11 protein-coding genes are annotated in these 14,841 nt (G+C 48.5%); 6 read left to right on the top strand and 5 right to left on the bottom strand.

Annotated features, from left to right (window positions below):
• Positions 1–144 precede the first annotated feature (144 nt).
• A complete protein-coding gene (locus P5704_027050) occupies positions 145–5,259 on the bottom strand; it encodes a hypothetical protein (GenBank protein ID WOF81558.1) in 5,115 nt (1,704 codons plus the stop codon).
• 144 nt (positions 5,260–5,403) lie between these two features.
• Here P5704_027050 and P5704_027045 point away from each other — a divergent pair, with 144 nt between their 5' ends.
• The 4 genes from P5704_027045 to dcd all read left to right on the top strand — a co-directional run bounded on the left by P5704_027045 (position 5,404) and on the right by dcd (position 10,290).
• Positions 5,404–6,681 (top strand): hypothetical protein, encoded by a 1,278-nt coding sequence (locus tag P5704_027045; GenBank protein WOF81557.1) that lies wholly within the window; start codon positions 5,404–5,406, stop codon positions 6,679–6,681.
• Between the two features lie 11 nt (positions 6,682–6,692).
• Positions 6,693–8,150 carry a DUF6384 family protein gene (locus P5704_027040; protein ID WOF81556.1) on the top strand — a complete coding sequence of 486 codons (1,458 nt, stop codon included), beginning with the start codon at positions 6,693–6,695 and terminating at the stop codon, positions 8,148–8,150.
• A 16-nt stretch (positions 8,151–8,166) separates the two neighbouring features.
• Positions 8,167–9,534, top strand: a complete 1,368-nt coding sequence (locus tag P5704_027035) for a hypothetical protein (protein ID WOF81555.1) — start codon at positions 8,167–8,169, stop codon at positions 9,532–9,534.
• Between the two features lie 222 nt (positions 9,535–9,756).
• Positions 9,757–10,290: a dCTP deaminase gene (gene dcd, locus P5704_027030; protein WOF82223.1), complete on the top strand. Its 534-nt coding sequence runs from the start codon at positions 9,757–9,759 to the stop codon at positions 10,288–10,290.
• 84 nt (positions 10,291–10,374) lie between these two features.
• Here dcd and P5704_027025 read toward each other — a convergent pair whose 3' ends face one another.
• Positions 10,375–11,064 (bottom strand): hypothetical protein, encoded by a 690-nt coding sequence (locus P5704_027025; protein WOF81554.1) that lies wholly within the window; start codon positions 11,062–11,064, stop codon positions 10,375–10,377.
• A gap of 216 nt (positions 11,065–11,280) precedes the next feature.
• On the opposite strand from P5704_027025, the gene P5704_027020 reads away from it, so the two are divergent.
• On the top strand, positions 11,281–11,883 hold the full coding sequence (locus tag P5704_027020) for a hypothetical protein (GenBank protein ID WOF81553.1): 603 nt from the start codon (positions 11,281–11,283) through the stop codon (positions 11,881–11,883).
• A gap of 68 nt (positions 11,884–11,951) precedes the next feature.
• Here the strand turns inward: P5704_027020 and P5704_027015 are convergent, their stop codons facing one another.
• Together P5704_027015 and P5704_027010 are read right to left on the bottom strand one after the other, a co-directional pair.
• Positions 11,952–13,436: a hypothetical protein gene (locus tag P5704_027015; GenBank protein ID WOF81552.1), complete on the bottom strand. Its 1,485-nt coding sequence runs from the start codon at positions 13,434–13,436 to the stop codon at positions 11,952–11,954.
• Positions 13,437–13,538: 102 nt separating this feature from the next.
• Positions 13,539–13,784: a hypothetical protein gene (locus P5704_027010; protein ID WOF81551.1), complete on the bottom strand. Its 246-nt coding sequence runs from the start codon at positions 13,782–13,784 to the stop codon at positions 13,539–13,541.
• 43 nt (positions 13,785–13,827) lie between these two features.
• Here P5704_027010 and P5704_027005 point away from each other — a divergent pair, with 43 nt between their 5' ends.
• Positions 13,828–14,571: a hypothetical protein gene (locus P5704_027005; GenBank protein ID WOF81550.1), complete on the top strand. Its 744-nt coding sequence runs from the start codon at positions 13,828–13,830 to the stop codon at positions 14,569–14,571.
• 10 nt (positions 14,572–14,581) lie between these two features.
• On the opposite strand, the gene P5704_027000 is transcribed toward P5704_027005, so the two are convergent.
• Complete coding sequence (locus P5704_027000; protein ID WOF81549.1) at positions 14,582–14,788, bottom strand: DUF4031 domain-containing protein; 207 nt, start codon at positions 14,786–14,788, stop codon at positions 14,582–14,584.
• Positions 14,789–14,841: the final 53 nt, after the last annotated feature.

Here is a 14,841-nt window from a genome sequence, read left to right as displayed (position 1 = left end):
AAACTCAAATTTCAATAAGCTTAATTAAATTCTATTTTAAGTTCAATTCATTAGTGCGCTAATCAATATTCCGTCATCTTGCAGGTAAAGACCTTTCGGGCTGGAGAGCAGATCCTCCGCCCATGAGCGAGAGGATCGTCAGGTCTAGTGCTCGGTGTAGTACTCTGCCACCAGGTTCACCCGCAGCTGTTGCGAAACTGAAGTGATATTGATTGCCGAAATTGCAATGCTTGCCGATGTTTCATCATTCATATCAATGTAATGCCAACCTCCGTCCATCAGGAGGGGCCTAACAACACCATTCAACGTATAGGTGGGGTCGGCGAAATTAGCGGGATCGCTATTTACTGAGTAAAAGATCCGCTTGACCCTTTGTTCACCAGAGTAACCTATTGTAAAGCTTGATTGGCTGCCTGCTGCTATGGTCTTGGTCGCTACGCCATAACCCATCACATTGCATACCCTTGAGCTAAATGGCTGGCGCTGAGCCTGGGAACAGCGCTCAGGCGTTTTCAGCACAAGATCATCTGCCTCTTTTGGGCTAGCGTACAGAGCAACACCCTTGCCACTATCTGTGGTCAGGAAGTAATAAGTGGTGCATGAGTAACCACAGCTTGATGTACTGACTCTGATGTTAGAGACTGCATATGAAGCCCCAGCAACGACAAGTGATCTTTCATCAAATACCGTGTTGCGCTGATAAACACTCACAACGTCCATTAGCTGAGTAAGCTCTTTATCTGAGTAGACTTCGGCCTGGTAAGCAACATACTTATAGGACTCAAACAATGCAAAAGGCATGACAGAGGCACTCATTTTTGCAACAAAGGAGCCATTTCCACTGATCTCAACTGCTGATCCACCTGCCCCATCGCCTTTTACCACTTTTAAATACTTGGTTGAAGTGTCTGACTCGTAGCCAATAGTGAAACTACACTCATTAGTTTCTTCCGATGCCACATACCCAGAAACAAAGCAGTACTCTCCCAATATATCGGGACTTCCAGGTCGCTGAGAGTGCTTGAACGCAAACCTTGATGGATCATATGTTTCAGCGGTAATGATCTTGGTTGCGAGTATCCTACCGGTTGACGATTTACCGTCCCGCACCACAAATTCAGTTGTTTCACCCTTACCTTTTACGGGCACTGCGAAAACAGTGTCGCCAACTTTTCCTGTTATTTCAGAAACCATTTCTCCGTCACGATATAGCCTCACGTTTGCACTGTCTGTGATTGTTTTTAAGCGGATATTGCACGTGCTCTGCTTATATTCAGCCTGGCAATAATCCCCATCAGGCGCTTCGATGCTGGCGGTATAGTCTGGTAATGCATACCGCACTTTCAAAGTAGCAAGCGTGCGCGCCTCAGTCCGGGAGCATGTGCTGCTCTTAACGTTGGATGACGGACACGAGACTATGTGATACGTACCTGCCGAGCTAGTGCTGTACGCTATATTATTAAAGTCATTATGATAGCCGGTCACATACCCTGCATCAGAAAATACCGCCAAATAAGCTTTAACTTCTTGGCCTGGCTCATTCATTGGCAATGGGTAATTGGCTCGTATGGAGAACGTGCAATAATCACCCTCAAATCGCAACTGGCACTCCGACCAGTCTGGATCTGTTGTTGATTTAGTGGTAACCCACCCTGGGTACGATGTGACGTACGCATTGATAGTGTTGAGTGGCGGGTTGGATGCGACCTCCCAGGACGCCAGTACCTTCCCCGCTTCATCTGACTCTGATGATGGACATGCTGGCCCATCGACCAGCATTGCGGTAGCACTATCTTCGTAAAGGAAAAAGCTGCCGTTATAGTATCTATCAGAGTAGGCAAGCAAACTTGAACGCTTACTGTATGTGCCATTTACCGTTTTAACACAAATGGAAAGTGCGCTACTATCCTGCACGGCGTACTTGTTAATATAGCTGAAGTGTATATAGCATCTAAAATTAGCGAACGTCCTGTTGCACTCACTGAAGTTGCTCGGATAAGTTTGATTCGGCTTGACTGATGCAGTTTGCTCCGCATGACTCAACTCGAATGAATAGCTATCGAAAATAACATTGTTAGAATCAATGGGATCTTTGTGCGACCTTAATTCAAACTCGTGATCACCTTCAGTCAAAGTCACTTTGCATAGAGTTTTACCATGACTCTGCCAATACTCAGCTGTGTACCAACTATTTACACCGCATATCAAGCCTCCGGTTTTCTTATTGTACAACCAAGCCCTGGTGTTAGATTGAACAGGAAGTTCAATCTCAACAGGAGCGTTTATATAGGGGATATTGGGCAAAACAGGCATCCTGGCTATATAACCTTGATAAACTGGCCTTGCCACCTCAATACTGAACGAATCAAGAAGCTTATTCTTATACGAACCTTCCCCAAGTCCTTCGCGCAGCTCGACTTTGTGAGATCCAATGCTTAAAGACACCCTCGTCCAATCGGCTGAATCAGGAATCACATATGAGAAACTGCCTTTATACTCTCCATCAATAAACACACTGGCCGCACTGCTTGACGTTCCAAGTCTTGAAAAAATAGTTGCACTACATTCTGATTCATCTATATGAATTAAACAGTCATCCGAAGTCTCACTAAAGTTGTTCGATTCAGATACCCGGCTAAAGAAATAGGGGCTTGCCAATTTCGTGTAATCTGTCGTGTTATAATATCTCGAATAAGAATAAACTCTTCCGAGCATGACATTGCCAACTACTTTCTGCATGGTGTGATTCATGATAAGCGTGTCCACAATCGGATCAGACTCGCTCTTGACCGAACCCTCCATCACCCTTAGTTCAAACACCACATCCTTTTCACCCTCACGGATAACCCCCGTATAGTTGTAATAGTTCCCGTTGTTACTACTGAGATTATTTGAACTAAATACATTATCAGACCTCCTGATATACAAGCCAGGATACGATCTGTGATTTGCAGCCCCCATTGCAGATAGTGAAACGCTCATAGAGGCTGAACAACTTCCGGCACCCGTGTAACTTATCTGACAGGTTAACGTGTCCTCGACAATACTTGCCGGGGTTTGGGCAGCTGGCATGACTCGCACAGATCCGGCATTTGCCGACCACATGCGCCGAAGTGTTGTTGTCTCAAGGGAAGACCTGGAAGGACACGTAGCATCGCCCTCAAATAAATGCAGGTCATACTCAACACCCACTTCAAAGCCATACCTCGTATTGGAGGCCATAGCTCCAGTTGTGCTGGTAACCAGTTCTTTTGCCATCGGCGTATTCGAATCACTTCTATACCAGCATTGCGTAACCCTGTTTGCATCAGTATCCCAGGTTAAATAGACGCCTGCCGAACAATAGGTAGAGTTAAAGTACGTCGAGCATGGATAGCCTTGCTTCACCACGGGTGAAACTGACTTCATGGTTAATGAATGTGGTTCATTGACGTTTACATCAACTTCAATCCTGTCCAACACCTCATAGGGGCTCGCATGCTGCCTGGCCTCGATCTGATACCGCTTATTCGATGTAATCCCGCTTCGACCAAAACCAACGGGGCGACTGGCAATGCCAGTGGCGAATGAGGCCCACTGCCCCTCGGTTTCATTTGTAATTTCTCGATAATAGAGCGACGACGTTGTATTTGAATTAACAGTTATCGTAATAGTGCAGGAGCCATTCCATGTGTCGGACGTGCAGCTTGGCGCCGAGGACAGCTGGGTAAAATAGCTGGGGCGAAGGGCCGAGAGCGTTATTTTCGATAGGACGGCATTGGTTACATCATCACCTTCACGAAGCAGGAATTCAGATTGTCCTGCCGGCACCATCACCTCAACTGTAGAGAGATTGTGACCGCTCCACAACCTCTGGCCTTGCGCATTCCAGATGGATGACAATGGTGATGTGGTTTCAACCTTCACGGCAATTTTGCATTCATTTTTTGAATAGAGCATATTGCAGCTATCGCGAAGCACAGGGGTGAGTGACCCTGTGTGCATTGGCCTTGTAGCAGTCAAGCGTAGGCGCGCCAGCAGTGGATTCGAGTAGCGAGGTATCCCGCCGCCATGAACACGTAGGCTGTAAATGTTTTCTGTCGAGCCCATGCCATCATGGTTCAGGACGGGCACTTCAACGGTTCCAGACTTTGAACCACCGGCTACCAGCGTTCTGGTTCGATCATCCCAGATACTCGCGCGCTCTGTAGCACTGTAATCGACTTCAAGCGTACATCTACCTCGCTGATATCCTGCCTCACACTCTGATGAACCTTTGGCCCTCATGGAGCCACTATGATCTCCAATAACCGCCTTGATCGGCTCCCTGGCCAGGATGTCTCCCGCACCACTGTCGCCAAGCCGCAAGTCGATAAAGCCACCATCCAGACCAACCTCAACAAAGTCGCTGCCTCCTGTTCGTAGCGATGAGTAGGGTTTCTCTCGCATCCACACCCGACCTACGTCATTGGTTGTCCACTCAACATAGACTTCGCAGACCCCAACCTCTTTGCTGGTTATGCAGCTGTTACCATCGGGAAATGTGATTGAGCCAGTAACAGGCTTTGCTCTGTGGCCTTTGGTGACGGTTGCTGACAACACGCTGCCTGATTCGGAATCTCCCTCTCTAAGCTCATACACTGTCGAGAAATCAAAGGCATAGCCTACGACCGAACCAGATTTCTTGGCCGACCCCATCGGAACAAGCCCCTTGGAGGTTCTTTGCCAGACCCTGGCTGACTCCACGTTTTGACTTGTCCAGCTTAGGCTTACCTCGCATGAATCCATATCGGTGTAGATTTGACAATCACCATTTTCGGAAGCGGATAATTCACCCGTCTTCTCCTGAGCTGATCCATCAGTTCCGTCCCATATGGCAGTAAGGTCAACTGAATCCAGTAGCCTGGCACCCTGCTCCTTTCCGTCATGCAGGGAATAGGTCAGTGTCTGCTCATAACGCACATAAGCCTCAACGAAGCCATCATATCCATAGGCGACATTGAAGGATTTATCATCAGTGGTTCTCCAGAGCGATGCCTGGTGATCAAGATTGGTAAGCCATATCAAAGGAATTTTGCAGTAGCCATCCTTACTCGGCAGGCGGCACGTATAGCCTTTTGGCGCCACGATGACGGCATCCACTTTTTCATCGAAATACTCTCCCTTGCCAAAATTCAACTCAGGGACATATTTCTGAAAAATGAGTTCTGCTTGAGCACTATAAGAACACACCAATAACGCAACAAGCATGAATAGGGAATTTATTATTTTAGTTTTCACGCGATTCACCCTTCAAAGTACTCTGACTTTAACAAAGCAGCAACGCTGTTTCAATATATGGTTTTTAAATTCAATAAATGGCATGAATTTAACTTATATGCTCTTATTGACTAGCCTGCGCTCCACATCACCACGAATACAAGGATGCATCACACGCAGGTGAATTCTAGCCCCTGCCTCGCAAAACAGCTGTTATTGACAGGCTGTCAATTCATGCGTATGATTACGCCCATCAACCCCCGAAGGAATCTTCACATGTCCAGCAACAAAGCCTTGAGCTACCTCAACCAGGCCGTTTCCACCCTCACCCAGCTGGGCGTGGCCGAGAAGCAGGAAGACCTGCCTGTTCAGAACCTGATCGCTCAAGTCAGTGAATTCGGCTCCGATCAGGCCATGTCCATTGCGCTGGTGCTGGCTCGCCAGGGTGTATTCAATGAAGTAGTTCGCCAGCAGATTTCAGGCATGGAAGTCGCCAACCGCTATGAGGTAATCACCTCCAGCTTCACCTCTATCCGCGAAGACACGGGTAAGCAGCTCAAGTACATCGAAAACGGCAAGGTCGGCTTCTTTGACAAGCTGGCCATGAAATGGCGCGACATGCGCAAGGGCACCATCCCGGCGCGCTTCGAAAAGATCAAGACGGTCTATGTGGACGTATCCAAGTCCCTGCACGGTCAGCTGGATCGTGAAACGCGCATTCTCAATGCCTATGCCGACTTCCGCTTTGCGCAGAAAGACGCCGAAAGCCAAGCCCATGTTCTGCTTGAGAATGCAACCAAGGCGCTGGAAGTGGCTCGTCTTGAGCTTCAAAGCGCACAGAGCGATTTGGACACAAAAACAGCTGTTGGTGTTTCTGATCAGGAACGCTCTCAACTGGAGCTGGCACGCGACGAGAAAATTCGCGCCCATCAGCTGGTCGATGAACGCTATCAGATTGCCAAGGATCTGGCCGATCAACTGCGTGTGGCCTACAACGCCTCCGAGTTCGTGTTTGCTCGCCTGAAGCAGACCAATCAGGTCAAGAATCGCCTGTACAACCAGGGCGTAACCTTCTTTGCTACAAACGAGATCGTCTTCACCGGCCAGGCGGCTGCATTCAACTCGACCCAGGGCCTGCATGAAGGCACCCAAACCCTCAATGCCATGAAAGATGGCATGAACAAGGGCCTTGAAGAATTGGCTAGCATGGGTGGTCGCGTGCTTGAGGAAGGTCTGCGCGCCGGTTATGGCCCAGGACTCAAGGCCGATTCGATCAAGAAGCTGGTTGATGCTGTTGGCGACTTCCAGGAAAGTAGCTACAAGCTGATTCAGGAGCTGCGCGTCGAGGCGACTCAAAACGCCAACGAAGTGGCCCGCATCTCCGAAGAAGGCAAGCAGCGCTTTGCTCAGCTGGTCGGCAAGACAGCTGCCTACGCTAAATAAGAGAGACGACGATGACCATCCTCAATACCCAGGCCGCGATGAATGTTGCTCTGCTGGTCGATCAATACCGGCATCAGCGTCAGGCGATGGAGAAGTACCTGAATCAGCATGAATCTCGGGCTGAGCTTGAAAAAGCACTGACCGAATTCTATCAGCGCCAGGGCATCACTGATGTGACGCCCGAGATGATCAAGGCTGGGATTGAGGCGTACGAAAAGAACCGCTTCACCTATAAGGGTGTTCAGGGTGGATGGATGGCTCAAAAGATCGCCAGCCTTTACCTGCGTGCATTCAAGTATCGTGCAATCATCAGCGTGGCAGCACCGGCCATTGTTGTGATTATGGTCAGTGCGCCTATCATCGGGACTGTTATTCACAAGTCTCGCGTGGATGCTGAGCTGAAGGCGCTCACTGTCGAAGCTGAGCAGTTTGGGCGAAAGAACGCCGATGTTACGGTCAAGGCAGTCCAGGCTACGCAAGATGCTGGCACGCTGCTTGAAGCCCTACCCATTGAAAAAATGCAGCATGCCAATGGCCTTGCGATGACAATGAAGCAGGGAGTTCGTCATCATATGGTCGAGCTCTCTTCATTAATCGCTTCTGATACTGGTTCAAAATTTGAACTGGCCAAGCCAGATGGTTCGACGGAAACGCTCGAAGCGGAATCGGCTCGCTGGCTCAGTTATTTCAATAACCGCAAGACCTATATGGCTGATATTGCCAAGCGGACGGGGGAGCTGGAGAGTGCAGGCAAAAACCTCGAAAGCCTTGTGAATGCCGATCTTGATTTTCAAGCGATGGAATCGTCTGAGCTCTATCGTCAATACAAGCAAGAGCCTGACATCATCACTCAGCGCGCTGGAACCCTCTTGAGCATCAAGTCGGGGCAAGGCAAATCGGCTCAGGATTCGATCAAGAAGATCAACGACACACTTGTTTTGAAAGACAGCAGCAAAGCCCTGCTTGCCATGATTGATGACGTCGCACCAACCCTTGGCGCAGGCTTCAAAGACCAGGCTGGCACCAATCGGCTCAATGCACTGATTGAAACAGCGCGCCAGGATGCACGCTCGGGTAACACCAAGGGCTTTAACCAGACGCTTGATAAAATCAAGTCGCTTCAGGAGTACGTGTCCGCCGATCTGCGCATCAGGATCGTTGATCGCCCAGGGGTTGAATCTGGCTTTGCCAGAAACAATGACCGAACCAAGCGCTACTATGTGGTTCTGGAGGCGATTGATAGCAACGGCAAGGTGTTCAATCGTGAAGTCGAGAACGTTGAAACAAACGCTATCTCAGTCACGAATCGCTGGGGTCAGCGCGTTGATCAGGCTGTCTTTGAAAAGGTCAAGTCCGACAAGGTGGCGGACGGTGTCATCGACAATCCAGCCTTCGGCTCCAAGCCCGCTGGTCATTATGAAATCAAGTACAGCACGCCGACGCTTGGCTCGTCCGTGACACGCTGGTAAGGGAAGGGATCTGACCATGTCTATTCGTGGAAGCGATGTAAAAAGTAAAATCCAGTCCTACGTTGACAGCGCGGACAAGAGCAAGCGAGACATTGAAGTCAACCTGCATAAAACACAGGTTGAGCTCGAAACCATCACGCACAAGAAAATCGTGCTGATGCAGGCCATTGCCGATACGCAGATCGACTCGATCATCAGCGGCGAAACTGCTCGCGACGTTACCGGGCGCATCCGTGATGTGCTGGCTCAGCGTGAACAAGAGCATGACGGCATCGTGACTCAGATGGATGAAGCCCGCGAGCGCATCAAGCAATCTGAACTCGAAGTGGCTACCAACACCCGCATGCTTGCTGAAAAGCGCACGGCGGCTTCCTCTGAAATCGCGAAGGATGAATCCATCACGCTCTTGCGTGAACAGCTGGAACTCCTTGGCTCCGATGTGGCGCGCCTGAGTGAGACACTCGATGCGACCGCTGATGAGTGCCGGGCCAAGCTCAAGCCATTCGACCAAAGCGAGGCGTTCAAGCATTTGCTGGGGCGCAAATTCGGTACAGCCGATTACAGTGGCATGGGGCCTTTTCGCCTCATGGATAAGTGGCTGGCCAAACGGATCGATTTTGATCAGTCTCGCCATGACTACGATATTTTGCAAAAGCTTCCGGGCCTTGCAGAAAAACGTCTTGATGAGCAGGTCAAGCTGCACAGAGAAAAAGCTGATGACCTGAGGGCCAAGGAGTATCAGATCCAGTCGAAGTTTGGCATTTCGGATGCTGAAGGTCGTCTGCGCAAGTCCGAGGATCGGCTGAGTGAGCGCCGACAAGCCATCTCGACCCTGCAAAACGCGCTAAACAAGCACCTGAACAACACAGACCCTTTGATGATGAGCATCAAAGAGTCCATGAGCAGCACGCTTGCCAAGCTCAGCATCCCGACCCTTGAGCGCATGACCAAGGCCACCAGTAGCCTGCGGGATGAACAAGCTCTGGATCAGTACAAGGATCTGACCGCTGCCGAGGAGCGCCTTAAGGTTCAGGAGCAGACGTTGCGCATCAGGCTTCGCGAAGCATCTGACACGTTCCGCCGTGCCAAGGAGCTGCGAGATCACTTTGTTCGCAGTTCCTATGACAGTGGAAATCGTCGATTCCGTGAGTCATTCGATGTATCTGACTTCATTAATGGCTACATCGCAGGCTCCCTGAGCCAGCATGATATCGACTCACAGGTGCGCAACAGCTCGACGTATCGAGAGCCTGAAGTCATGCGCAGCAGTTCAAGCTCAAGCAGCGCCTGGTCTACGTCAGACAGATCTTCCAGTTCATCTTCCTGGTCGACCTCTGACTCTATTTCGGGCGGCTCTACCTGGGACACCTCGGATCGCTTCTAACTAAACAACTTGTCAATAAAGGTGGTCACAATTATAGTGGTCACCTTTCTGGAGAACCTCATGACCATCAAATCTGATCGCTGGATCAAGCAGCAATGCATCCACCCTACTCGCCTCAATGTCCCCGGTTATGGCCTACAGCCACACGAGGTTGGTCAGGCTGAACATCTTCTCTTCACCCCCCTCCCCGGCCTTGAGCACCTCTGGCGGGATTGGAAACCGATGCTCGAAGGCTTCAATCCCGCTCAGGTGCGCTACGAAACGCAAGGCAATCTTGATGTGGCCAAAAAGATCATCAGCTACGGCACCAGCAGCTACGGTTACGATGTGCGATGCGCCAATGAGTTCAAGGTGTTCACCAACATCCATTCGGCAGTCGTCGATCCGAAGAACTTCGATGAAAAAAGCTTCGTCGATATTCAAAGCGATGTGTGCATCATTCCACCAAACTCGTTCGCCCTCGCGCGAACTGTCGAGTACTTCCGCATCCCGCGTGACGTACTGACGATCTGTCTGGGCAAGAGCACCTACGCTCGGTGTGGCATTATCGTCAATGTCACTCCGCTTGAGCCCGAGTGGGAAGGTCACGTCACGCTTGAGTTTTCCAACACAACAACCCTGCCTGCCAAGATCTACGCCAACGAAGGGGTCGCTCAGATGCTGTTCCTTCAGTCCGATGAGGCTTGTGAAACCTCCTACCGTGATCGTGGAGGCAAGTACCAGGGACAGCGCGGCGTTACCCTTCCCCGCTCCTGATACGCAACCCCAAGCCCCGAGATGCCTGGATGACACCATTGTGTGCCAGACCTCTCGGGGCTTTTCTGTCTGTGCTCGCCGGACTCATTCAGCCTTGGACTTTGGCACTCGAATGAAGCTCGTTATCCCATTTTCAATTTTGCATACGAGATCGTAATCCTGCTTTACGAGTCGCTTCTTGTTTAGTTTAAATTGTCTATCAAGCTCAGTTGGCGAAACACCCTCACTGATCGCCTTTAACAACGCGAGGTCGTGAGCCAAACAAATCCCCGTATAGCGCCCCTTGTGTAGCGTCATGCTGACAACAGGCATGAAGACATCGTTGGCCATTGCCCCAATATCTAAGGAATTGACTAACGTTTCTTCTGGATAGCATCGTTTTAGTGGGGCACCCTCAACTTGCGGGGCTTGGGCGATCAGTCTGAAACTCAGATTCTCTCCAGTTCTACAGAAGGTCGAAAAGTGTTCGGGCGGCACGAATCCATCACGAACAATTTTGTCATACTCCAGATAGTCTGAAAAAACACCCTCAATTGCTGCCAGGTCTGATAGGTGTGAAATGGAAATATTTAAAGCAGATCGACTATTAAATGAATCTGATCCCAATGAAACACATCCATGCATTACATGCGGAACAGAATCATCTGTTCCAACCATGAACGGTGAGCCATCTAGATGTACCCTGCAAAAAAATACATCAAGCAGCCCACTGGCATTTCCAAGGCGGTCATATATCTCTTGAATATTGGTATTGGGCGTTCTAATTAAGGGCATGTTGTCAAGCTCCTGCGATATAGTTATTGCAAGAAATTATCATGATGTATTACAAATAACCATTCCATTTGATATTTATTGCAAGAGCTGTCGTTAAATTTACAGCCGCATGCACTTAATGCAGGTAAATGCCTTTGTCCACTATTGGGTGATCCACCCCTGCTTCTTGTGAAAATGCTTCCAAAAGCATTAAACTATTAGAAAAAGGAGTCCGTAATGGCTGATTCATACGTTTTGTTTCGAAAAGTAGTACAAGGCTTTGCAAAATCTGAATATGAAGACCAATGTTCGCTGGAGCTTGACCTGGACGAGCTTCGAAAAGATCAGGATTATCTAGGCCATGCGGTTGTTGCTGACTTTATCGACGAGTCACTGGCTAATCTGTTCAAGTCAAGTCCAATACTGGCAGGCAATGATAAGTGTAATCCCTGGAATGTGCCAGAAACGCGGCTGGATCAAATTGATAGCTTCCTCAATTTCATCAAGAAAGATATTCGTGACGGAGAAGCCATGCTTCTTAGTGATATGTCTAAAAAGCGTTTTGGCCATACCCGGCTACTTCTCAAAGAAGGCAAGCGGCACGAGGTCATTGAAAACTTAATAAACACCTGCGCCAGCAACAGTAGCAATTTACTCTCTGCCGTAGCCTGCCGAATTATCTCGCAAGAGGCAGATGAAGTCATATCGAGAATTGAAAACCTTGACGCTAAAAAAGATTGTGTTCGATACCTTGAAAATGCAATTGGCCGTACTCGCCTACTAAAGGTCGGTAGTTCCAAAATCCGACACCAGCTGTCAAAAGTCGATTTTGAACTTTAGGCTTTAACTTCAAAAGTTAGGGGCATGCATCGGCAATTGCAGCAATCAATGCAGTAATTGCCGAACACTTAAATCTCCATATCAGATGAGATCCAAGACCTCTTGATTTCCGGGTCTTGCCACTTTATGGTCTTCAAAACCTTCATGCCAATGTCGTTCCAGCCTGAGAAAGCGTCATCATACGTTTTTTTGGAGATATGCGCGAATGCGCTCCTTGTTTCTTTGTCCGCAATCATCTTGTGTATGAACTTGTCGAACCTTTCAGTTCTGTAACCGCTTGGGCTTGCAATACTTAGTCTAAGCAGCTCGTCAACGACCCTGCGACTTGACATCTGTCCGGCATAGGTATCGCAGATTCTATTGCAATCCTCATCATCTCCATTGTTCAGTGCGAAAACAATGTGATTCTGCATAGCAATGGGGTTAGAGGCAATTCTGTTTTCTGGCCTTATATATATTTTTTCAAAAAGCTCTACATTTTTGAGAAATCTGTTGTTTTTCCGTACGCTAATGTCAGCAATGACGCAATTATCTTTGCTGATAGCCAATGCGTACTCACGGTAGCATTCGACAAGGGAAGTTATCTGCTTTCTTCGACTGACTTTTTTGTAGAGTTTTTCTTCCTGCCCATTTAAAGCCCAATGCTTCATCAGACCCTTGTAATTTTCGTCGCTTAGGGTTAGTGAATGCATTCCCGTGCAGAATGCGTCCATGCAGAACGCCGCGTTTATATTGGCATGCGCGGGTAGCCGACTAAGGTCAACGCTTCGTCGATAAGCCACAGCACCTTGTAGCCTTGATACGACTTGCATATCGTCAAGAATCTCTTTGTACAAATCCTTTGAGTATTTATGAATAGCCAGGAACAAGCTGGTCGTGCATTGATCATAAATCATGTGCTTCAAAACGCCATGCTTTTCTTTTTTAAAAAACAGTCCATCCACTACGAACTTGTTAAAGAACTCAGGGTCTTTCTGAGTGATTTCTACAGCCCTATGCGGTTTTCCAATAAAAAGAGAAGTGAGTAGATTGGTGTAAAATCTTTCAAGTCCTGAAGAGTAAATGGCATCACTTCCAAGTGCAGCGGTAGCCCAGTAATTTTCCTTTATATTTTTGAAAAGAGACTCAACAAGATCAGCTGGCGGGGTCTTGTTAAAATTAAATGATGTGCCTGACAAATCTTTAGCAACGATAACGCCGCCCAATTCGATTGCCTTTCTTGCCAGTGACAGATTTGGGTTTCGTGCGTCATCATAGAATGCACTTAGTATAGACCTGCTGAAAACGGCTGGATTTGGGTATACTTCATAATACCTTTCCAACAAATCAAGCTTGTATAACAAGGGCGCCAGCGATTCAATTGTTCGCTTGGCGATTTCTTGAGCATGAAAAGCCTCGACCCTGGAACGCGGATTACCGGAACGGTTTGCCACAGCATTTTCTATCAGCTCAATGCCTTCCTCAATCGTTTGCGTAATGGACTCTATTTCACGTCCATTCAGATAATTTGTGATTTTCTTATTAAAGTCTTCAAGTGTCATCAGGCTTTTCATGATCTCTCCTGCTTTTTTATATCATAACCAGTGGTGCTTGGCATTTCATATACCATTTAATGCCAATTTGTCGGAGGGCTTGTCTCAATAGCTGATTTACTGTTAGATTTTAATCATGGATATTTTTGTTGTTGCATTATTTTCAAGCTGCAAAATTAGCTTAAGTGCCTCACTGTCGCTCACGGAGAGTTGCGACAAAAGACTCGCGCTTATGGATTGAAGGTGAGCATTCAGATCAATAAGTGCAGCAGTCTCTTCAGCCGAAAGACCTGGGGTGGCCGCAATAGAGGCCAAACGCTCAGCGCTTTGAGCAATACGACTGAGACTTTGTTCAATTGTTTTTAGCATGTGGTACTCACTCTTTATATTCAAATTATGTCACGGAAATCGTATGAACAACATCCTTGAAACCAGAAATGAAGTGCTTCGAGATTCAGCCAGTCTCATTCAATCTCACCGCCCCGTAAAGTGGGGTGGATGGCCAACAGCACGAAAATCCACAGACCCATGGCTTCTGATGTATGGGACTGCATTGACCGTCATTACCGGATCACTGGCTATTGCCGCCCTGAGTCCGGCGCCAGCCCCCATGGTCATAGGCGCAGGCATGATCGGTGGAGTCGCCTCAGGGATTTCGGCTTTCGTTGCCCGTACTGGGCTAACATTGGCAACAAAAGCATTTGACCTGATACCTAACAAGCAAGAGCGACTTGTAAGCACAATCAATCGCATACACCTGGCGGGGGTTAGCCTGGCTGCCAACATCGGGTTGAATGATAATGCCAAGGCGATAATTGAAGAGGGAAAGTCAATTGAGCAATATTTCCTAAAGAACCACGACCAGATATTTTCAAGCACCCCAGGCGACAATCAGGCATCTCAGCAGACGATGGCTAGGATCATCAGCGACATTGTGAACGATAAGTTACTGCGGCATGAAAATACGCCCATTAGCCTCAAGGACATTGAATCGGTCATCGATGCCCATGAAATAAAGCCGGTCAACAATACGCTCAAACGAGCGATTGAGTTCTCCAACGAAGGTAAAACCAGCCTTGGCTTTGACAGCTCCCTGCTCAAGGTGCTCGACAAGCCTCAGCAAAAAGCACCTGCTGATCCAGCCCCAAGCCGATAGGCTCGTGGTGCTATTGGAAAAGATCTGGCGTATTGCCGATCAATCCGATTCCCAGCGAGCTCACCGGTTTGCCTTCACGCTTGGCTCGTACGATCTCCCCTGTTTGACCCATGGTGATCTCGACTGCCCCAGCCTTGACCGCAAGCGCACGCTTGCTAATGGCAATGTCGTAGTGGCTCTTTGGCGTGCCTGGATACTGGCGCCAGCGCCTGGTCAATTAGATCTCAAGCTCATCGATAACGTACAAACCAGCCACTGGCAATGAGGCCC

The organism is Pseudomonas sp. FeN3W, from assembly GCA_030263805.2.
Classification (GTDB): Bacteria; Pseudomonadota; Gammaproteobacteria; order Pseudomonadales; family Pseudomonadaceae; genus Stutzerimonas; species Stutzerimonas stutzeri_G.
The sequence above is the reverse complement of the archived record's forward strand: the minus strand, read 5'-3'. Positions and strand labels throughout refer to the sequence as shown.